30 protein-coding genes are annotated in these 17,497 nt (G+C 40.2%); 7 read left to right on the forward strand and 23 right to left on the reverse strand.

Translation table 11 applies throughout. The annotated features are described in order from the left end of the window. Nucleotide 1: 1 nt before the first annotated feature. From BWP33_RS07550 to BWP33_RS07590, 9 genes are all read right to left on the reverse strand, one after another. Nucleotides 2-343, reverse strand: coding sequence for a hypothetical protein (locus tag BWP33_RS07550; protein WP_002643050.1), 342 nt, complete (start codon nt 341-343; stop codon nt 2-4). Further along, entirely contained in the window at nt 333-1,847 is a 1,515-nt protein-coding gene (locus tag BWP33_RS07555) for a structural protein (RefSeq protein WP_155999671.1), read from the reverse strand. The genes BWP33_RS07550 and BWP33_RS07555 overlap by 11 nt, the downstream gene beginning before the upstream one ends. Further along, on the reverse strand, nt 1,822-3,219 hold the full coding sequence (locus BWP33_RS07560) for a DUF4055 domain-containing protein (protein ID WP_002643052.1): 1,398 nt from the start codon (nt 3,217-3,219) through the stop codon (nt 1,822-1,824). The genes BWP33_RS07555 and BWP33_RS07560 overlap by 26 nt, the downstream gene beginning before the upstream one ends. Before the next feature lie 25 nt (nt 3,220-3,244). Further along, nucleotides 3,245-4,468 (reverse strand): PBSX family phage terminase large subunit, encoded by a 1,224-nt coding sequence (locus BWP33_RS07565; protein ID WP_002643053.1) that lies wholly within the window; start codon nt 4,466-4,468, stop codon nt 3,245-3,247. Then, entirely contained in the window at nt 4,449-4,832 is a 384-nt protein-coding gene (locus BWP33_RS07570) for a hypothetical protein (RefSeq protein ID WP_002643054.1), read from the reverse strand. Before BWP33_RS07570 ends, BWP33_RS07565 begins: the two co-directional genes overlap by 20 nt. Before the next feature lie 3 nt (nt 4,833-4,835). Beyond that, complete coding sequence (locus BWP33_RS07575) at nt 4,836-5,522, reverse strand: ParB N-terminal domain-containing protein (RefSeq protein ID WP_002643055.1); 687 nt, start codon at nt 5,520-5,522, stop codon at nt 4,836-4,838. Continuing rightward, nucleotides 5,512-6,180 carry a phosphoadenosine phosphosulfate reductase domain-containing protein gene (locus tag BWP33_RS07580; RefSeq protein WP_002643056.1) on the reverse strand — a complete coding sequence of 223 codons (669 nt, stop codon included), beginning with the start codon at nt 6,178-6,180 and terminating at the stop codon, nt 5,512-5,514. The genes BWP33_RS07575 and BWP33_RS07580 overlap by 11 nt, the downstream gene beginning before the upstream one ends. 11 nt (nt 6,181-6,191) lie before the next feature. Continuing rightward, nucleotides 6,192-6,392, reverse strand: a complete 201-nt coding sequence (locus tag BWP33_RS07585; protein WP_002643057.1) for a hypothetical protein — start codon at nt 6,390-6,392, stop codon at nt 6,192-6,194. Between the two features lie 68 nt (nt 6,393-6,460). After that, the gene (locus BWP33_RS07590; protein WP_002643058.1) at nt 6,461-6,922 is read right to left on the reverse strand and encodes an ASCH domain-containing protein; all 462 of its coding nucleotides are present in this window, start codon (nt 6,920-6,922) and stop codon (nt 6,461-6,463) included. Between the two features lie 59 nt (nt 6,923-6,981). Here BWP33_RS07590 and BWP33_RS07595 point away from each other — a divergent pair, with 59 nt between their 5' ends. Beyond that, on the forward strand, nt 6,982-7,209 hold the full coding sequence (locus BWP33_RS07595) for a transcriptional regulator (protein ID WP_002643059.1): 228 nt from the start codon (nt 6,982-6,984) through the stop codon (nt 7,207-7,209). 170 nt (nt 7,210-7,379) lie between these two features. On the opposite strand, the gene BWP33_RS07600 is transcribed toward BWP33_RS07595, so the two are convergent. The 14 genes from BWP33_RS07600 to BWP33_RS07660 all read right to left on the reverse strand — a co-directional run bounded on the left by BWP33_RS07600 (nt 7,380) and on the right by BWP33_RS07660 (nt 13,917). Next, nucleotides 7,380-7,877 carry a hypothetical protein gene (locus BWP33_RS07600; RefSeq protein WP_002643060.1) on the reverse strand — a complete coding sequence of 166 codons (498 nt, stop codon included), beginning with the start codon at nt 7,875-7,877 and terminating at the stop codon, nt 7,380-7,382. Between the two features lie 67 nt (nt 7,878-7,944). Then, nucleotides 7,945-8,619, reverse strand: a complete 675-nt coding sequence (locus tag BWP33_RS07605; RefSeq protein WP_002643061.1) for a DNA-methyltransferase — start codon at nt 8,617-8,619, stop codon at nt 7,945-7,947. Nucleotides 8,620-8,631: 12 nt separating this feature from the next. Continuing rightward, nucleotides 8,632-8,928 (reverse strand): DUF1364 domain-containing protein, encoded by a 297-nt coding sequence (locus BWP33_RS07610; protein WP_002643062.1) that lies wholly within the window; start codon nt 8,926-8,928, stop codon nt 8,632-8,634. Nucleotides 8,929-8,930: 2 nt separating this feature from the next. Next, nucleotides 8,931-9,539 carry a DUF1367 family protein gene (locus BWP33_RS07615; protein ID WP_002643063.1) on the reverse strand — a complete coding sequence of 203 codons (609 nt, stop codon included), beginning with the start codon at nt 9,537-9,539 and terminating at the stop codon, nt 8,931-8,933. Nucleotides 9,540-9,552: 13 nt separating this feature from the next. Further along, a complete protein-coding gene (locus tag BWP33_RS07620) occupies nt 9,553-10,023 on the reverse strand; it encodes a hypothetical protein (protein ID WP_002643064.1) in 471 nt (156 codons plus the stop codon). Then, nucleotides 10,016-10,528, reverse strand: a complete 513-nt coding sequence (locus BWP33_RS07625) for a hypothetical protein (RefSeq protein WP_224451212.1) — start codon at nt 10,526-10,528, stop codon at nt 10,016-10,018. The genes BWP33_RS07620 and BWP33_RS07625 overlap by 8 nt, the downstream gene beginning before the upstream one ends. 312 nt (nt 10,529-10,840) lie before the next feature. Then, a complete protein-coding gene (locus BWP33_RS07630; protein WP_002642192.1) occupies nt 10,841-11,107 on the reverse strand; it encodes a hypothetical protein in 267 nt (88 codons plus the stop codon). Continuing rightward, nucleotides 11,094-11,360: a hypothetical protein gene (locus tag BWP33_RS07635; RefSeq protein ID WP_002642193.1), complete on the reverse strand. Its 267-nt coding sequence runs from the start codon at nt 11,358-11,360 to the stop codon at nt 11,094-11,096. The genes BWP33_RS07630 and BWP33_RS07635 overlap by 14 nt, the downstream gene beginning before the upstream one ends. Further along, nucleotides 11,357-11,515, reverse strand: a complete 159-nt coding sequence (locus tag BWP33_RS12435) for a hypothetical protein (RefSeq protein ID WP_002642194.1) — start codon at nt 11,513-11,515, stop codon at nt 11,357-11,359. The genes BWP33_RS07635 and BWP33_RS12435 overlap by 4 nt, the downstream gene beginning before the upstream one ends. 47 nt (nt 11,516-11,562) lie before the next feature. Then, on the reverse strand, nt 11,563-12,402 hold the full coding sequence (locus tag BWP33_RS07640; RefSeq protein WP_002642195.1) for an ATP-binding protein: 840 nt from the start codon (nt 12,400-12,402) through the stop codon (nt 11,563-11,565). Between the two features lie 10 nt (nt 12,403-12,412). Continuing rightward, entirely contained in the window at nt 12,413-12,838 is a 426-nt protein-coding gene (locus BWP33_RS07645) for a hypothetical protein (protein WP_155999575.1), read from the reverse strand. A gap of 75 nt (nt 12,839-12,913) precedes the next feature. After that, a complete protein-coding gene (locus BWP33_RS07650; protein ID WP_104930355.1) occupies nt 12,914-13,288 on the reverse strand; it encodes a replication protein in 375 nt (124 codons plus the stop codon). Then, nucleotides 13,285-13,551 (reverse strand): helix-turn-helix domain-containing protein, encoded by a 267-nt coding sequence (locus BWP33_RS07655; RefSeq protein ID WP_104930354.1) that lies wholly within the window; start codon nt 13,549-13,551, stop codon nt 13,285-13,287. The genes BWP33_RS07650 and BWP33_RS07655 overlap by 4 nt, the downstream gene beginning before the upstream one ends. A 114-nt stretch (nt 13,552-13,665) precedes the next feature. After that, nucleotides 13,666-13,917 (reverse strand): transcriptional regulator, encoded by a 252-nt coding sequence (locus BWP33_RS07660; protein WP_104930353.1) that lies wholly within the window; start codon nt 13,915-13,917, stop codon nt 13,666-13,668. Nucleotides 13,918-14,043: 126 nt separating this feature from the next. Between BWP33_RS07660 and BWP33_RS07665 the strand changes: the two genes are divergently transcribed. From BWP33_RS07665 to BWP33_RS07690, 6 genes are all read left to right on the forward strand, one after another. Then, the gene (locus BWP33_RS07665; protein ID WP_224451213.1) at nt 14,044-14,589 is read left to right on the forward strand and encodes an XRE family transcriptional regulator; all 546 of its coding nucleotides are present in this window, start codon (nt 14,044-14,046) and stop codon (nt 14,587-14,589) included. A 3-nt stretch (nt 14,590-14,592) separates the two neighbouring features. Next, on the forward strand, nt 14,593-15,306 hold the full coding sequence (locus tag BWP33_RS07670) for a HipA family kinase (protein ID WP_002643128.1): 714 nt from the start codon (nt 14,593-14,595) through the stop codon (nt 15,304-15,306). Between the two features lie 2 nt (nt 15,307-15,308). Continuing rightward, nucleotides 15,309-16,121, forward strand: coding sequence for a DUF3037 domain-containing protein (locus BWP33_RS07675; protein WP_002643127.1), 813 nt, complete (start codon nt 15,309-15,311; stop codon nt 16,119-16,121). An 80-nt stretch (nt 16,122-16,201) separates the two neighbouring features. After that, entirely contained in the window at nt 16,202-16,603 is a 402-nt protein-coding gene (locus BWP33_RS07680; protein WP_104930351.1) for a DUF1828 domain-containing protein, read from the forward strand. A 58-nt stretch (nt 16,604-16,661) separates the two neighbouring features. After that, on the forward strand, nt 16,662-17,069 hold the full coding sequence (locus BWP33_RS07685) for a hypothetical protein (RefSeq protein ID WP_104930350.1): 408 nt from the start codon (nt 16,662-16,664) through the stop codon (nt 17,067-17,069). Between the two features lie 69 nt (nt 17,070-17,138). After that, a complete protein-coding gene (locus BWP33_RS07690) occupies nt 17,139-17,495 on the forward strand; it encodes an STAS-like domain-containing protein (RefSeq protein WP_104930349.1) in 357 nt (118 codons plus the stop codon). The last annotated feature ends 2 nt before the right edge of the window (nt 17,496-17,497 follow it).

A 17,497-nucleotide genomic window follows, 5' to 3' on the forward strand; every position in this document is an offset into this window, starting at 1 on the left:
GCTAATTTTCTAAATATCTTTGCAATAAAATTAATGCTTTTGCTTCTTGTTCGTAAAAATCAAGATGACTTTCTGACAATGTCAAAAATGGTAGCCAGCACTTATCCATTAAATCAGTCAAGCACGTTTGCGTAGGCAATAGAAAAGGTCGCCCCATTTTAGCCCATGCTTTATTGGGGTTATGACTCATTTCTTGATAACATGCCAGCCAATGTTGTTGTGATTCAAGCCATTGTTCAAATGATTGTGCTTGAGTGTAAGTTGTGTTATTTTTTTCAAAATGATACAGCAGTTTTTTTTCATCTTCAGTTAGATTATCCCAAAAAGCAAAATCATTTTTCATCGTCAATCTCTTCTAACCATAAATATGTCATTTGTCCATATTGCTGTTTATCCAATACTTTAAAGCGTGTACCTGCTCTAAATAATACTTCATGTTGATGTGGTAATGCACTCCAATTTTCAATTAATTTACCACTTTTAGAAAAAATAATTAATTGATTATTTTCATGGCTAGATAATTTGACTTCCAATAATGATGCACTAACTAAATTATCATAATGAACCACTTGTCCAATTTGATGCAAATCTAAAAAATCATTAGGTAAATGGCTGAATCTTATTACCACGCCAGCATAGTTAGGTAATTTTGCCAAAGCATGATTGATTGCAGTGTTAATTTCATCAAAAACCGCACGAATCTCAGCACTACCAAATTGACGATTGTATTGTACTCGGTTAATTGTTTGTCCTAATCGCGAATATAAAAATAATGCAGTGTAATCTGTATCGCTTAAATGATATTGTTTTGCAGTTTGTTTTATTTCAGGCAGCCTGAAAATCATCTCACGTAATACAGGTTGAACCAAGCTATTCATTAAAACAGAATCAGTCAATGTTGTACCAAACTGTTCGCGCAATTGTTTCAATTGCAATGCTTGCAAGGTAAGCTGTTTCACGCCATCTAACGCATCAGACAACTGAATTTTTCCGTCAAACAACATTTGCCCAATACCCTTGCCAAACTGCTCTTGCAATTGAGATAAGCTACGCGACTTAATCCAATCTTCGCCCGAATAACCATTAAAAGGCTCTTTTAAATCATATACGTATACTAATTTACTGCGACAATTGTAGTGCAAAGGTGGGCGTTTAAACGCTTCATTGTGTCCAATGGGATTGCGTTTTTTGTCCCATAATAAACCGTTGCGATGTGTGCAAACTGCAGTTGTTGTGCCGTCTAACACCGACAAATGCCGAAAGCCTTTAATCATCGGATTGATTTTGGCAAACGCATCATGCGCGGTATGTGCTACGCTATTAATCCATGTTCGCGTCATGGTTTTGGCGGTATTTTTCGCATGGCTAAACAAATCGCCCAACTCGGATAAGTCGGGCGTGATGTCATCTATTTTGGCTTGTCGTAGCCATGCTTTGATTTTGGCGGTTAAATCATTTTGTTGTTTAGCAAGGGTTTCAGGCAGCGTCAAACCGCCTACCGTGAATTTTTCTGCTAAATCTTTAAGCTTTTTTTGTGCGAATGGAATGATTTTATCTTTAAGCTTATACGCTGCCGCCAATCCGCCTAAAGTTGCAGCAAGCCACATCATCTCTGTGTCCAATACAGGCAACACATCAAGTATTTTCAAAATACTGGCATAACCATTTTTGATAATATTTTCAATGTGTTCAATTTGTGCATTCAAGCTACCTGAAAATAATTGGGTTTGAATGTTGGATTGCATAAAGTCTAGCAACGCAAACACATCATTGCGAACGGTTTTCTCATAGCGCAACAAATCAATTTGGCGCGTTATCAGTTCATTGATTAGGATTTTGTTCATCATCAAGCTGCCTGAAATCCATGTTCAAGCCACCTTGCAATTGAAGGCGGTTTTGTTCGTTTTTCCATTGGCGCAACGGCGACAATAAGCCCCGTTTTTTGGCTTCGTCAAACAGTGTTTGATGGCTCAAAATGCCTGCGGTGTTCATTTTTAGCAACACATCAAGGCTGGCTGTTGGATTGTAATCTGCATCAATGCTGCCTGAAATTTCTACATTACCGCCATCTGTTTCGCCTTGCCACATTGCCATAAAATCCAGCATTCGCCCTATACTGTCTTCAAGCAAATTGGCATAATGACGCAACAAGCTCACTTCACGCCCCGCTTCATCACGCGCTTGCGTATCGGTTAGGGCAATTTTGGTGCGTGTGAGTAATTTTGCGCCAGCCACTTGCATATCATTCTCTAATTTTTCCAGCGCGTTTACGCCAGCGGCAATTGCGGCTCCTGAATGTTCTACATACGACAAATTACCTCTTTCTCCCACGTTAATCAGGCTGCCTGCACTACTAACCACGCTATCAATGCTCTCTTGTCCTTGATATTGCAGCAATGGTACGCGCACATAATGCGTGATATTGTCTTGGTCTGATTGTGATTGCCAATGTTTGATATTCAAATACGCCAGCTCTAAAAGTGGCGGTTTCCCTGTAAAAAAGCCTGTTTTTTCCAAGACCAAATCTACGATAGGAATTACATCAAGCGGTTTACCGTTTTGTAATAAGCGTGATTGAGAATGAATAAAGGTTTCTCCTTTTTCATTCACCCGATAACGGCGAACGCTACCGATTTCATGCACATTGATTTGTTCAATTTCACGCTCACCAAATTCACCATCATATTCTGTAATCATTTGGCGATAGCGAAATTGGGTACAGACGGCTCGTCCATTGCGCATTTCATAACGAAATCCCAACACATCGCTATTTTTAATCAACACCGTGTAAGGGCGAAAATTCAAACGTTTTTCATCGGCACGCGTAAAGCTGTTGATATTTTCGGGGAAATCCACTAACACAAAACTTGCACCTTTTGTTAGTGCATCAGCAAACCACGCTGCGCAAAACACATTTAATGAATTATTTTGCAAATCAATATTGGGTAAAAAATCTTTCAAGCTACCGAAAACTTGGCTAGTGTCCAAATCTTTATAAAACACACGTCCGACCATTTGCCCAATGGTTTCTTTCAACACAGGCAATAGCGTAGAAGTCGCTAAACGGTCTTGATAGGCTTCGTGCGTTTCATTTGCCCATTGTGGTAAATAGGTTTTCCCACACAAACGCATGGATTCAGTGCCACCCAGCAGTGCATCAATCATTGCGCCGTGAATGTGCATTTGGGTAACCGCTTTTGTTTTTCTGGATACTGTCATAACAACCTTTCAGGCAACCTAAAAACTACAATCTAAAATCCACCCGTTTGGGTTTACTTGCTTGCTTAATCAGCGGTTCAAGCGCGTAACGTAGTGCATCAAGATAATGATTAAACGCGTCCACCAACACAGGCAACACATCACCGCTCAATCGGTCAGTTTTGTAGCTGTATAAATTCAATTCATTCAATGTTTGTTTGCAGCTTGGGTGAACGTAGATTTTTTCAAACGTTTTAATAAACTCAATGCCACTTTCCACGCTGCCACGTCCCTTTTCCACCGCCACAATGCGCGGTAAACCATGTCGGCGCAAATAGCTGATACTTTCGGGTCGGGCAGAATCTGCGCGAATGATGTGTTTATCAATTTCGGGCATGATACTTTTCAGGCAGCCTGCGGTATCGTCCAACTCCAAGCCCACGCCCCCAGCTTCGCGATAAATCCACAAGCAATTATCGGCAACGTAGCATTCAATCGCGGCTGTAGGGTCTTGCGAGAAACCAAAATCTAATCCGAAATACGCGCCGTTCCAATCTGATTGCGGTGTAAATTCACGCACGGCGTATTTCCCAGCGAAGACTTGCGCGTCAGATTGCTCGTAATACGCACCTTCCCAAATCCACGCATACCGTGCAGGGTCTAGCACTTTTTGTTGATATTTTCGCTGCTCATCTAACACATCTGGAAAAAATGGGTTATCGCTATGGTTGATTTCCACAATACATGAACGCGGTGGCGTATTTTGTCTAAAACGCGTATCTGTTGCACTACCGCGCTGTTTTGGATTCCAAATTACCCAAATTTCAGATTTTGGAGCACGAATGGTCGGTTCCAACACTTCCCACGCGCTTTCAGAAATGTCTTCTGCTTCTTCAATGACACAAATGTCAATATTTGCCAATGATTTAATGGATTGCGTGTTGTTTCGTAAACCTTTGAACAGAAATTCTGTGCCATTTTTGCCACGGATAAAATCCACGCCCACATCATAAGCGTTTTCCAAAAACGCCTCACTGGCAATTGCAGCTTTCAATTCTGCATGAAAACTTTCTTTGATGGAGTTTTGAAATTCGCGTGTGCATAAAATTCGCAACGTCTCAGCATAACCCCAAATTGCCAACATTTTTGCCACATTAAACGATTTCCCAGAGCCACGCCCACCAAAAAAGCCGCGATAGCGTAAAGTGCCACGTGGTTTAATAAAGGCAGCCTGAATTTTAGCGGGTAACTTAATCTGTATTTTTGCCATTAACCGCCACCAATTCAATAACGGTTGGATTTAGGCTACCGTCAGAATTAGACAAATCCACTGATTGTGTTTCACGCCAACCGCCTTGTGTTTTCAGATAAAAAATAGCTGCCGTCATATTTCCTTCTGCAGCTTGTTCAACTAATGTTTTAGCAACGCGACCAATGGCTTTGCTTCGTCCTTTTTTATAGCGTTCAGAAATTTCAGGTTGCCGATTCATTAACTCAAAAAAAGTCGTTCTCCCGATGCCGAAATAATCCGCAATTTGCTCAACGGTAAAAAAAGCAGCCAACGCTTCTACTTGTGCAATTTGTTCATCGCTAAACACAATTGGTTTTCTTCCACGTTTAGACTGCTCTTTCATAAATTAACCTTTCACAGCAGACAACACTGTATCTGCGCTAATCATTGTTTCGTATTTGGGTAAATGTAACACCGCCATTAAATTGTCTTTTTCAGTTTGGTCGCGGCACACAATAACAGCGTAAAAATCCGCTTTATTTTCTTCTTTCAAACGTGCGGTACTTTCCTTACGATGTTCTTTGATTTCTGCCAGTGCGTTTTTTGTTTCATCAACTTCTACGTTATCAGCAAACAGTTCAGAAAACCGCGCATCACCGTCAAAAAGCAAATCCACGTCAATTTTATCAAAGCCCATATCGCCAAAATCAATACCTAAATCTTGATTGATTTCAGCCAGTAAATCTGTGTCCCATGTACCGCTTGCAGACGGATTATTCAGAAATACCAACATTTCCAATTCAGCTTGTTCATCAATTTCAACCAGTGCCACATCAAGCTCGTAGTCATTTTTACCGTTTTGATAACGGTTCAAGCTATCCATTACGCCTATTCTTTGATGCCCACCTAAAATAACCAGCCGCCCATCAGAACGCTTGTTCACAATAGGCGGTTGCAATAATCCAACTTGGCGCATTTTTTCTTTCAGTTTCTTTTTCGCACTTTCAGAAATCACGCGCGGATTTTTTGGGTGTTCGTGCAATTGACTACGTTTAACTGTTACTAGTTCATATTTTTGCAAATCAGTTTTCATTTTGTGTCATCTCATATTGTTTAATCGCTGCGTCCACAAATGGAAACCATGCACGGATTTTTTCATAATCTTGCGGATAATATTGTTTAACTAATAACATTTCTTTGCCGTCAAGTGAGCGGAACGAATGCCCAAGCCAACGCGATTCAGGGGCTAGTTTCAAACTATGGTATTGAATGTAGCGCATAATATCGGCTTTGGAAAAATGCGCGACTGGATAAATACGCCCACGCTTTTCATCAATGCTGCCTGAATTTTTAATCATTGCACGGCGCACAATGCTATCTGCGATACGCTCCCCAGCTGCAATCCACCACATATCATTACTGATACGCGCATAATTGTAAACATCGTTAATAGACACTATAGGTACAGAAAAATCCGCCTTGCGAAATGTGCCTAAACGTAGCCATTCAGAAATCATAAAATGCGGAATACGCTCAATCTTAATCCCATACTTTGATTCGTACCAACGCAAATTTGCCTCTTGAAACGACAAGTTTGGCACGGAGTACATAAAAACCACATGGATTTTTTTAAAATAACGAGCGCATAAATCCAGCGTAACAATACTGTCTTTACCGCCCGAGAAAAACACGATGCACTTATCAGATATTCTGCTTGCAGCTTTGATTGTTTCAAATAACAAGTTAGACATTTCAGGCAGCCTTAACCACCTTTACCACCCATAGATTTGCGACGCGACAATAGATGCGCTTCATAAGTTGTTGCCTTGCCTGATTTAGCTTTATTAATTAAATCGTTATTACTCAATCTGCGCGATTTATTACCAGCCTTGCTCGCTCCGCCTTTGCGAATATTTGCCTTGCGTTGCCCAGTAACCATTTTTTCAAATGCAGTCATAGCCATGATGTTTCTCCAAAAGTTAAAAAAGCAGCCATTTTAGGCTGCTTTTCTTGTTTAAGTTTAAATTCAAATTAAAATTCAGCAATATATGGATATTTGCCTTTGGTTCTTTCAACTTTTTGAAACTGACTAACAAATTCATCTTTGTCGTGATTTTTTTGAATCAAATTATCATCAACATCAAACAAATTTAATTTACCAGCACAAGGTTTAAATTCGGTTAGATATTGCGGTTCAAGCACCCACGCCCATGTACCTTCTTTAATATCTTCTTCTTCACAAAATGCCAATTCGGCATCTTCAGGGGTAGCAGGGCGGCAATCAACTACTTTTACTACGCACATCATCGCACCTTTTGGAGCTTCAAATAACTCTCCTGTTTCGGTGTTTTTACAATAATATTCAACACCTGATTTTGAAGAGACAATCAATAATTCACCACGGTGATTTGTTGGACGACTGCGTAACTCAATCGTTTTTAAACCCAATAAAATGTCCATAGCGAATGGGAACCGCACACTTAATGCTTTCATAAAATGCCTTTATTTGATAAAATAATACTAAATATTATTTAATCATACTAATACAACTTATGCAAGAAAAAAATCAATATTTTGTTACTATGTTACATGATGCCCATTTGACACAAGCACAACTGGCAGAAATTTTCGGAATAACTCGAACAGCCATCAGCCGTTGGCATAAAATAGGTGTCCCACAATACGCGCAAGCATACCTAATTTTACGCGCTGAATATATTGAGTTGCAAAAGCAACACAACAAAGGCTGCCTGAGGCAGCCTAAAACGAAGTCTAAATAAAAAACGCGGGCGTGAACCGCTTTGATTGAGTGAGACCATACACGCGCTAGTCCGCTACCTGATTGCACCACCACCAACAATCAAGCCAAAATAAAAATAAAGAGGAGAAAATTACCTATACGTAACTTTCTCCGAAATATAGCATAATTATACCTAAATATTCCCAAACGTCAAGCAGTTATAATGCCACGCGCTCTAAATTCATCATCTAATTTCAATCGTGCCGTATTTTCCCATTCTGCTAACACTTTTTTAACTGCTTCACGCTTTCTGTGGAACGTCATACGCGCTAAATTATGCTTATCCATAATTGCCACTCTTTTCAGGCTGCCTGAATAGATGTGTTGCAACAAATCATACGCCAACGCCATGTCTTTTATCGCGCCACGCCCATACAACGCCACCGCTATTTCTGCCAAACCCGAAAAATCCGCACCATACTTCGCGCCAATTACCGCGCATTCAAAACGGCTCAACACACGATTAATTCGTGCTTGAATCATAGCTGCATTTGCGTGCCATTCAACTTGTGTGAATTTGCTCGTACCGCCAATCACTCCTTTGTTTTCACACCAGCGCATCACCATGCCTGTGTTTCCTTGTGGTTCAATTCGCAATGCGCCAAAACGATAAACATCACTTAAACACTCGTCAATATTCCGATACATACTTTCTCCATTACTTAATTAACGCTCATTTTTGCAGTACTTTCGCGCAAGTTCACGACTTCGCCCTTTAATTCAAAGGTAATTGATTTAATTCACTATTAATTGCTTTTTTTGCGCCGTTAAAATACTCTTCGTTGATTTCAAAACCAATAAATTCACGTTCTAATCTGACGCAAGCCACACCACACGCGCCGCTACCCATGAAACAATCTAATACGACATCACCGCAATCAGTACCATCAGTGATTAATCGTTGAAATAACTCAACAGGTTTTTGCGTTGGATGGATTTTTTTGTTAGTAGAATGCGCACCGCTTGAAAATGATTTTTCCTTAATGATGCTGCTTGCATAGATTTTTCGTTCACTTGTGCCATTGGTCGCGAACAAAATGAATTCATGCTGATAACGGTAATAAGGAGATACACGCCCAACAATTTTGTCCCACACTAACAAATTTTTTGCGCCTAAAATTTCATCAAAAATAGGTTGTAAAAATGGTAGGGTTCGCCAATCTGTAAATACATAAATGAATCCGCCTTTTTTAACAACACGCTTTAATTCATTGAATAATTGTGTAAAAAATGGTTTCAGCATCATCAAGTCGCTAAATACGGCTTTTTGGGCGTTGTGAGTCATGCCAACATAATACGGCGGATCGGTTATTACACAATCAACGCTGCCATCGGGGATTTTTTTCAATAAATCCAAACAATCCCCATGAATTAATTTAATATTTTTCATAAAATTTTCCTTTCATTCCCAGTGAATCAGTCCCATTTTTTCCAATAACACCAGCGTTCTCATGACACCTTCTGCAAGTAACAAATCACGCTCATCTTGAGATAGCCCAATGTCAACACGCCCATCAACCACATCATGACAAGCAGAACAACAAAACGCGCCCAAATAGTCAGGCGGTTTCATGCCCATGCCACACGTCCCAGTTAAGCGATAATGTGCCAATACAGTTGTTTCGGGATTTTTGTTGCAAACGCCCATGATGCGTATTTGGCATGGTTGCCCACGCGCGGCTTGAGTGATTTTGCTCATTTTTAGTTCATCTCTAAAAATTCATTGATGGCGTTGTGCATTTCTTCCTGCGATTTGAATTGATGTTTGCAAAGAAGATTCCAAACAACATCTGCGCAATCTTTGTACAGTTTTTCAAAATCTTCTTGATGTGGCATATTGGCAAAGCTAATTGATTCAGGTTCTTTGACAATGCCGTGTGGCGTTTCAATGATTTTGAACCGACCAGCCGCGATGATTAGCCAGCGGCGAAAAGATTCAAGACTGGTTTCAGGCTGCCCGAATTTTTCAGCGCGTTTCAACGCCAATTCTTCAAGGGCGTGGTTGGCGTAGTCTTGCAAAATGGCAACATTCGCGCCTGACTGTTCCGCCATTCTTCGGATTACCCATTGCACCGTATCGCGTTCATTTTCGCCAATCATGCCTCCTGATGGCTGCCAATATTGAAATGCAAAAGGAATCAATCCACCGAAAAATAAACGATGATATTTCAAGTTTCTGCTTGAAACCTGTTTGATTACCACCTTGTATGGCTGATTGACTTTCAGGCTGCCTGAAAATTCCGAGTCGTATTCAGACAATGGAATCAACTCACCGTTAGGCGTTTTTGTCATCATAAGTTCAATTGACATCTTCTATTCCTTTTCAGGCTGCCTGAAATTCAGGCAATCTATTAATCAAATCAAAATACGCCGCGAGATATTCAAAAGTCTCCTGTTCGCTGCTCAATACGAAAACCAATACACCAGCGTTTATGTTTTTAGGATAATCCCTGCGGTAAAGTTTTAGCGCGAATTGCCCCCTAAATTTGGCATCATTCACGCGCATGGCTTCAGCCATTCCATCAAAAGCGGGTTTCATTGCCGCCACCAAATTATCCGTATCGCGGTTCACGTTGTCTGGCATGAGAAAAATGCACGCTAAACCGTATTTACCTGTACGCCCATGTAGTTTTTTAGACAGCAGCCACGCATCATATTTGGCTTTTTCTGCAATTTTGCTTTTTTTGCCCCAGTGTGTTTTTTTGTTTGGCATCAAATCACTATGCGGAAAGGGCAATTTCACACAATTTTGGGTTAAGTTTTCCAAATAATCACAATCATCAAAATTAAGCATTAATCACGCGCTCCCATTCTTCCACGCGTTCCCAGTCGTTGTCGTCATCGGTTAATTGGGCGATTTCACTAAGTAATTCAAAATATTGACTCTCTAGCCAATCTGCCCACGCTGATTTGTTGAAAAATGACTGTGCTGCCACGCCCACCTTAACTGTGCGAAAAAATGGTTCAGTCTTTTCTTCTTTCATTGCACCGTAAGCCAGCCCCAAATCTTGTTTGATTTCGCCGCGGATTCCGCCACGCCAACCGCCATAAATTTCTTCCATATCGGCGCATACTTTTTCTTTGATTTGCAACTCTTTTTCCAAGTATTGCGCGTACTCAATCCATGCGACTGTTTCATCTTGTGAATAACTTAATAAAGCATAAGTAATCAACACGCCCAAGCCAAAAAACAGCAAAGAAATTGCACCTGAAAATTTTCCCAAATCCACAACGAACTCAATAGCAGACCAAAAACCAACTAAAAACAATAACGCTGCCCATGCTAATTTTTTAATCATCTTCGTGCCTTTCATTGTTAATTCTCGTTAAATAATTAGAGTAGTTGCTACTTCTGCCCTACTGAAGACATTGTTAGGGCTGAATTTTTTCACAGAAACCAAATAGGAAGAGTGGTAGGGCAAAAGTAGTGGTTAAATTTTTGAAATGATTTTCACGTTGCCGCTTGGCTGTCGTCTTTGGCATTTGAAACGCGGTTTGCGTTTTGTTTTTTTTCCGAAAATCAATTCTGTGATGTACCACGTTAACCAAGTCTGAAATATTAACAACATAATAAGTAAAAGCATTAATGCCATTTTCTAATACCTTTCCAATTAAAATAAAGCCAACAAATCCGTTGGTTCGCAGTCCAACCATTTAGTTAAAAAGCCAAAATACTCAAGGCATGGCAAAACAACTCCTTTGCGCCAATTGCCAATCACGCTGCCATTAATCACAATCATTTCTTCGGGGAAACAATCTGCCATGAATTGGTTAAATTTCTTGGCTAATTGTGCATTGCTACATGAATCAAAGGCTTTTTCTTCAAGCAACGTGTTGAGATTTTGGGCGAAAATTGCGCATCGTTCAGTGTGTTTCATGATTTGCTCCATTTGGCTTTTCAGGCTGCCTGAAAGCGTGTTGCAGCGTTTCGGGTTCAATCACTTGGCGCGATTTGTTGACTTTTGTTGCTTGATAAAAGCCATCGTTCAACATAAAAAGCCCTGTGTTTTTGATGTCTTGGCGTGTTTTGGATTCCTGTTCAATTTTGCCAATCCAACGACCCAGAAGAAAAATAAACACACCGCTTAAAACACAAGCTAAAAAACACACAATAGAAATATAAATATTCATGATTTTTCTCCATTTTTCATTAACCAATTCATCAATGGTTCAAGTTCGCGCTGTAATCGCGCTGCTTCTTCATCGGTTTTGGCGTTTTGCCACGCTGCCTGTAATTCATCTGCGCGGCGTTGGTAGTAGGTTTTTAATTCGTCTTGGTACGTCATTTCAGGCTGCCTTGCCAAAACCACGTTTGTCAAATAGTGCCAAAATTTTAATCACTAAAACCGTCTGCAATATTTCGCGCGACCCTGCGACTTTTGCCACTGAAAGAAACGATAAAACTGTTTTCTTGCAATCTGTCCCAAAGCACCTCGCCTAAAAATTCTTCTAGTTTTTCTCGTGTCAAATTGGATACCAAAACTGTTGGCAAGGCTTTTTCGTAGCGTTTGTTCAACACGTCAAATAGAATGCGTTTTTCGTCATCATCGCCACGCTGATTACCGATTTCATCAAGTGCAAGTAAATCAAATTTTGCATATTCTTCAATTAGTTCACTTTCAGGCGTTGATGAGAACCGCTTGCTTTCGCGCACCTTGCGGAATAAATCAGCTACTGTTGCGTATTGGACGCTGCCTCCCATTTGTGCTTTTCGCATTGAGAGTAAGGCGCAAGCTAAATGTGTTTTTCCAGTTCCTTTGTTCCCATGCAGAATTAATGCGCCTGCTTTGCCTGATTGAATGGCAAACCCATAATTTACAATGGCTTTTTTAATTGCCTTTTCTGCATCGTTTTCAGGTTGCCAATTGGCAACGGTTTTGCCGATAAAGCGTGGCGGAATATCCACCGATTGCGCTAATTTTTCACGCACAACTTTAGCAGCTTGCATACTGTTATGCCGTTTAATTTCTTCAGCATATTCTTGAAATTCTTCATCTTTTTTTTCTTTAAGGCAAGTTGGGCAAGGCGAAACTCGACCACTTTGATAGCGTTTTGCGGTGTATTGACCGTGTTTTTGGCAATGCGCGGTAAACGTATCGGTAACAGTAAAATTTGCGCTACCGCCTGCTAAACGTGCAACAAGACTTTCAACGAAGTGGCTGCATTTTTCCATTTTAAACTCCTTAAAAATCAATATCTTCAATATCCACATCGGATAAATCAATCCGTTCACCCTTGCCATTGAATACGCCGCCTTGTTCTTCAGTTAGCGTCTCTACTGCGTTTGTTGTTGGGACAAAGTTGCTGCAGTTTTGGCTGCCTGAAAGCCGCATTTTGTTCAACACCCATTCAGCTTTAAAACCTTGCCAGCCATTCTCACAAGCAACGGTAACCGCTTGTGCTACGGTTAAACCTGCAAGCTGTGCTTGTTTTTCAATTGCGTTCAATGCGGTTTGAGTAAGTTTGTTTTTGCGGATGGAAATCCAGTCTTTTGCGACTTGTTCATCAACACCTAAGTCAGTCAGCATTTTCAGCTGAATTTCTTTTGCGCTTGCGCGTATATTGTTTTTAATAGAGTGTGTTTTGTTATTGGTATTTTGTATGTTCACTTTTTGAACCGGTTGAGGTTCACTTTCTGAACCGCCCCAGTTCACTTTTTGAACTGGTTCACTTTTTGAACTGGTTCACTTTTTGAACCGTTCACTTTTTGAACCGTTCACTTTTTGAACCGGTTGAGGTTCACTTTCTGAACTCCATTGCGTTAATTTTTCCATATCCAGCGCGAAACATTTCATACCATTTTTTGCTCTTGCAACTTCAATGACCAATCCAAATTGTTGTAAATTTTTCATTGCTGCGATGATGGCGGTTTTTCCTTTGCCAGTGATTTCCATGAATTGTGAAACGGAAACATAATCACTTTCTTTATTCCAGCCTGTTGTTTTGCGAATCAGGCTGATGTAGCAGCGAAATTCCACATCTTTCAAATCACGCATCAAATCATCAACAACAGCATTAGGTACTTGAAAGCTGTTTGGGATAAATTTGTTATTAATCATTCTGTTGCTCCTGATGGCTGTGTTTTTGAAATTTTGGGAATCCAGTACACCCAAACACCTGAATCGCCGATTTGTTCGCAATGAACATCAAAACCATGTTGACGGATTTCTGATATTCGTTGGTTGTATGCTAAGACGTTGAATTTCTCGCGGAATTCGTAATTTTTTAGGCGTTTGCCGCTAAGTAAATATTGGCAAATTCTGTCGTTTTGGCTGCCCAATTTAAATGGGTAGGGCTTGCTTTTTTCTTCAATTTGTTGCATAATTTTCTCCGTTAAGTTTGCTAGCTTTGTTAGCTTTCTTGACTTACTCTGAAAAATTGCTGAAAGCCTTTCAGCTTTGTTGATAAAGCCCCTGCGTTCGCGTGGGGGTTTCCTTTATTCTGTTGCCTTTTCAGGCGTCTCATCTTTTGCCAAATCTGGCCAGATTTCCCAATAATCATCAGGACGCAAATCTCGACGCGTTACCACGCCATCTGTGAGTTTTTCAATCTGAACGCAGCGTTTGACTGGTACTTCAACATTTCCGCGTTTCCAATGCTGAATATTCATTCGTTTAATCTCTAAAATTCTTGCAAATTCAGCTTGTGAACCGAAAAGCCCAATCGCTTTTTCAATTCCATTATTCATATATGCTTTCTGTAAATCTCAATAAAACAAAGTATATTATTATTTTACAAATAAGTAAAGAAATTTAAAACGACTATTGTATAAAATTACTTTACAATTTTCATTTTTAACGCTTGGAGAAGTAAATTGATAAATTTAGGAGAGTGGGTAAAAGAAGCAAGAACATCTGCAAAGATGACACAAGAATCCCTTGGTTTTGAACTTGGTATGACAAAGGCAAATGTTTCAAACATGGAAAAAGGTAGAACCAATCCATCATTCGAGCATATTTTAAAAATAGCTCAAATTACTAACATGGAATTGCCGCTACATGATTTTAAAATTTCTCAAAACCACACAGGCACAGGGCATAACATTGCCACACAAAATAATTTTTTACCTAGCGAAAAGCATTCAGGCAGCCTAAAAAAAATCGTTATGCCCGACAATGCCATGTTGCCGACCTTTCCACAGGGCAGCGAGCTAACCATTGACACGAGCCAAACCGCGATTATTGATGGCAAAATCTACCAAATTCAAAGCGGCGAGCGTTTTTTTATTCGGAAGATTTTCAGCCAAATTTCAGGCAGCCTGAAAATCGTTTGCGACAATCCCGAATTTGAAAGCGTAATTGTCAGCAGCGATAGCGTGCAGATTGTAGGGCGTGTGATTGAGTGGCGTGTAAGAGATTAACCCATGCGCTACATTACCGATATACAAGACATTGCAGAGCAGGGATTTTCACAACCCTATCGCTGCTTAGTAGATGATGAAGAATACTTCGTTAAAGGATTACGTTCTACACGCATCAGCCAAATCAACGAATGGCTATGTGGCAATATGGCACAAGCCGTAGGACTGCCAATTGCCCCTTTTTGCTTGCTACAAGTAACAGAAGAAATGATAGAGCTACTACCAACGCCTAAACGCAATATTGGCAAAGGTGCAGTTTTTGCCTCACGCAGTCAGGCGCATTGTGTTTTGTTGGAAATGGCGCATATTGAGAAAATCACATTTAAACAACAAATACAATTAGTTGCTTTTGATTGGTTTATTCAAAACATGGATAGAACCCAAGGTAACACCAATCTACTTTTCCAACCACACACGCAAAAAATGATTGTAATCGACCATAATCTAGCCTTTGATAATGAATTTCAGGCTGCCCAATTTTGCCAACTGCATATTTTTCAGGCAGCCGCGCAAAAATTAGCAAACGATTTTGTATATCAACAACACATGGAACAATTTTTGCAGCCAGCCATAACCGCGTACTACCACGCAAAATCTCAAATTCCACCAGAATGGCATTACAAAAACGAGGAACTGGACTTGCCAACTCATTATCCATACCACAAAATAGAACAACAAATTTACCACCTACAACACGGCACACTATGGAGCAGCTGAACATGAAAGCCATGCAATACACCATTATTCGCTTTATGCCACATGTGCAAACACGCGAATTTGCCAATATTGGCGTTATTGCTGCCTGCCCCAAAACAGGCTATTTTGATTACAAAATAGAAAGCAGATACAGCCGATTAAGCCATTTTTTCAAATACTTTAATGCAGAAGTCTTCCGTCAATCCCTAATCGCGTTTGAAATGGAGCTAAAACGCGTACAAGACAATTTGCATTACGCCACCCCGAGCCAAATTCAGGCAGCCACAGAGCATCTAGCCCAACCACGCGAAACCATATTGCAAACCAACGGCATTAGCGTATGTATGGCAGCCGATGAAGCCACGCAATTACAAACCCTGTTTGATTACTACATTCATTGCAGCTTTGCCAAACAGCAGCCTGAAGAGCTGCTTACGCGCCAAATTGTAGAAATAGTGAAAAGTTTTCACACGCCCATTCCATTTATTGAAACCAAACTAGGCAATGATGAATACCATGTTTCACTACCACTGGTGCAACAGCAAGGCAAACAAGTTCACAAAATCATCAAGCCATTATATTTAGCACAAAAAGATGCTTCTGAAATTTACCGAAAAGCCGATAATTGGTTAGCGCGTTTTAAGCGTTTGCGCGATTTTGGCTGGATAAATCAGGATACCGCTATTTTACTGCCCTACAAAGCAGCCTATGACCCTAGCAACAGTCAAAATCAAGCACTTAAAAGAGTATTGAGTGAATTCAAACAGCACGGTATCGCCCATACAAGCCAAGATGATTTAGATTTTATTCACAAATTCTCTGTTCATTTCGGATAAAATAGGAGCCCATAACATGACTAAATTTAATTGCAATATACACAACATCACACCAACAGAAGATAACTTGGACTTATTTTATGACACCTGAAGAAATTGAAAAAAGCCTATGTATTGGCTTTTGCCAATCTATCCAAACCCGAATTAAAGCAGACGGCTCAATTCAGGTTGCCTTGCCTTTTGTTGGTCGTGATGGAGATTGCTATAATATTTTCGTTGCCAAACAAGTAGATGGTAGTTTTAAAATCAGCGATAAAGGCTCAACCATCATGCGCTTAAGCTACGAGAACGACTTAAAACTACTCAAAGGTGCAAGAACGGAAGTATTAAACCAAATCATCAATGAAAATGGCGTATATTTTGACAATGGCGAAATCTACACGCGCAGCCTTGAAAAAGACCTAACCGCAACAGTGTTTAAACTAGGTCAAGCCCTAACACGCATTTCAGATTTAGGCTTGTGGAATAAAGCGCGGATTTAATCCGCGCTTTACAGCATACCGCAAGAACAACTTAATCTACCTTTTTAGAAGCAACATCATGAAAACCCAAGAAATTATCTCAAAATTATCTGCTTGGACAATTCAACACAGCAATGACCAATATGCGCGTGTTGTATCGCCTTGCACCTTTGGTGAAGATGGATTGTGTATTGCTTTTACTGTTGTTTTTCCCACGCCCAATACTTTTGCTTTAACTGACCATATGGAACACTGGCTACAAAGTGCGCAATTTGGCGCAAAATGGGATAAAAACAAACAGCAATACCTTAATCAAACACACGGTATTCGTTTTGCCCAATTTAATGATGATGGCGAAATTACCGCGCAAGGCGAATTATCTTTATTAAATGCCGCGTTATCCGATGCACTAAAATTGGCGTTGGCACTTTCATTTAAATTTCCTAAATGGCTACCAAAATTCAATCTACGCATGATTGGCGGTTGAATGCACTGGCATACCGCCCACGCCCAGCGCGTGCCTAAGGCGCATTTAAGTTAATTAACAGATAACATCATGACAACAAATGAAAAAACCATCAAAATTGTAAAAGATTATAGCAAATCTCCTTATGGTCGTTATTCAAATGAAGTGCAAGCAGGAGAAGAAGACACTACAGGGGAACGATTCCGTAAGGAATTATTAGAGCCAGCACTACATCAATACGACTACGTAATTGTAGATTTAACAGGCTACAATCGTTATGCTCGTTCTTTCATTGATGAAGCATTTGGCGGATTAATTTCAAGTGGCGCGTTTACTTTGCATGATTTACAGCAAAAACTTAGCTATCGTCATGATGATTTGCCCAGTATTGTGGAGCTGATTCGTTCTAGAATTGAGTGGGCAGAAGAGATGCGTCATATTGAATAAAA

It is taken from the genome of Simonsiella muelleri ATCC 29453, assembly GCF_002951835.1.
GTDB classification, from domain to species: domain Bacteria; phylum Pseudomonadota; class Gammaproteobacteria; order Burkholderiales; family Neisseriaceae; genus Simonsiella; species Simonsiella muelleri.

Bases quoted from the DNA above. Each gene is read 5' to 3' on its own strand.
- BWP33_RS07680 (WP_104930351.1), top strand. From the start codon at position 16,202: ATGACACCTGAAGAAATTGAAAAAAGCCTATGTATTGGCTTTTGCCAA.
- BWP33_RS07580 (WP_002643056.1), bottom strand. From the start codon at position 6,180: ATGTCTAACTTGTTATTTGAAACAATCAAAGCTGCAAGCAGAATATCT.
- BWP33_RS07650 (WP_104930355.1), bottom strand. From the start codon at position 13,288: ATGATTAATAACAAATTTATCCCAAACAGCTTTCAAGTACCTAATGCT.
- BWP33_RS07555 (WP_155999671.1), bottom strand. From the start codon at position 1,847: ATGATGAACAAAATCCTAATCAATGAACTGATAACGCGCCAAATTGAT.
- BWP33_RS07610 (WP_002643062.1), bottom strand. From the start codon at position 8,928: ATGAGCAAAATCACTCAAGCCGCGCGTGGGCAACCATGCCAAATACGC.
- BWP33_RS07690 (WP_104930349.1), top strand. From the start codon at position 17,139: ATGACAACAAATGAAAAAACCATCAAAATTGTAAAAGATTATAGCAAA.
- BWP33_RS07590 (WP_002643058.1), bottom strand. From the start codon at position 6,922: ATGAAAGCATTAAGTGTGCGGTTCCCATTCGCTATGGACATTTTATTG.
- BWP33_RS07670 (WP_002643128.1), top strand. From the start codon at position 14,593: ATGCGCTACATTACCGATATACAAGACATTGCAGAGCAGGGATTTTCA.
- BWP33_RS07615 (WP_002643063.1), bottom strand. From the start codon at position 9,539: ATGTCAATTGAACTTATGATGACAAAAACGCCTAACGGTGAGTTGATT.
- BWP33_RS07570 (WP_002643054.1), bottom strand. From the start codon at position 4,832: ATGAAAGAGCAGTCTAAACGTGGAAGAAAACCAATTGTGTTTAGCGAT.
- BWP33_RS07620 (WP_002643064.1), bottom strand. From the start codon at position 10,023: ATGCTTAATTTTGATGATTGTGATTATTTGGAAAACTTAACCCAAAAT.
- BWP33_RS07640 (WP_002642195.1), bottom strand. From the start codon at position 12,402: ATGGAAAAATGCAGCCACTTCGTTGAAAGTCTTGTTGCACGTTTAGCA.
- BWP33_RS07635 (WP_002642193.1), bottom strand. From the start codon at position 11,360: ATGAATATTTATATTTCTATTGTGTGTTTTTTAGCTTGTGTTTTAAGC.
- BWP33_RS07625 (WP_224451212.1), bottom strand. From the start codon at position 10,528: ATGATTAAAAAATTAGCATGGGCAGCGTTATTGTTTTTAGTTGGTTTT.
- BWP33_RS07685 (WP_104930350.1), top strand. From the start codon at position 16,662: ATGAAAACCCAAGAAATTATCTCAAAATTATCTGCTTGGACAATTCAA.
- BWP33_RS07565 (WP_002643053.1), bottom strand. From the start codon at position 4,468: ATGGCAAAAATACAGATTAAGTTACCCGCTAAAATTCAGGCTGCCTTT.
- BWP33_RS07660 (WP_104930353.1), bottom strand. From the start codon at position 13,917: ATGAATAATGGAATTGAAAAAGCGATTGGGCTTTTCGGTTCACAAGCT.
- BWP33_RS07605 (WP_002643061.1), bottom strand. From the start codon at position 8,619: ATGAAAAATATTAAATTAATTCATGGGGATTGTTTGGATTTATTGAAA.
- BWP33_RS07655 (WP_104930354.1), bottom strand. From the start codon at position 13,551: ATGCAACAAATTGAAGAAAAAAGCAAGCCCTACCCATTTAAATTGGGC.
- BWP33_RS12435 (WP_002642194.1), bottom strand. From the start codon at position 11,515: ATGACGTACCAAGACGAATTAAAAACCTACTACCAACGCCGCGCAGAT.
- BWP33_RS07630 (WP_002642192.1), bottom strand. From the start codon at position 11,107: ATGAAACACACTGAACGATGCGCAATTTTCGCCCAAAATCTCAACACG.
- BWP33_RS07585 (WP_002643057.1), bottom strand. From the start codon at position 6,392: ATGGCTATGACTGCATTTGAAAAAATGGTTACTGGGCAACGCAAGGCA.
- BWP33_RS07600 (WP_002643060.1), bottom strand. From the start codon at position 7,877: ATGTATCGGAATATTGACGAGTGTTTAAGTGATGTTTATCGTTTTGGC.
- BWP33_RS07595 (WP_002643059.1), top strand. From the start codon at position 6,982: ATGCAAGAAAAAAATCAATATTTTGTTACTATGTTACATGATGCCCAT.
- BWP33_RS07575 (WP_002643055.1), bottom strand. From the start codon at position 5,522: ATGAAAACTGATTTGCAAAAATATGAACTAGTAACAGTTAAACGTAGT.
- BWP33_RS07560 (WP_002643052.1), bottom strand. From the start codon at position 3,219: ATGACAGTATCCAGAAAAACAAAAGCGGTTACCCAAATGCACATTCAC.
- BWP33_RS07550 (WP_002643050.1), bottom strand. From the start codon at position 343: ATGAAAAATGATTTTGCTTTTTGGGATAATCTAACTGAAGATGAAAAA.
- BWP33_RS07675 (WP_002643127.1), top strand. From the start codon at position 15,309: ATGAAAGCCATGCAATACACCATTATTCGCTTTATGCCACATGTGCAA.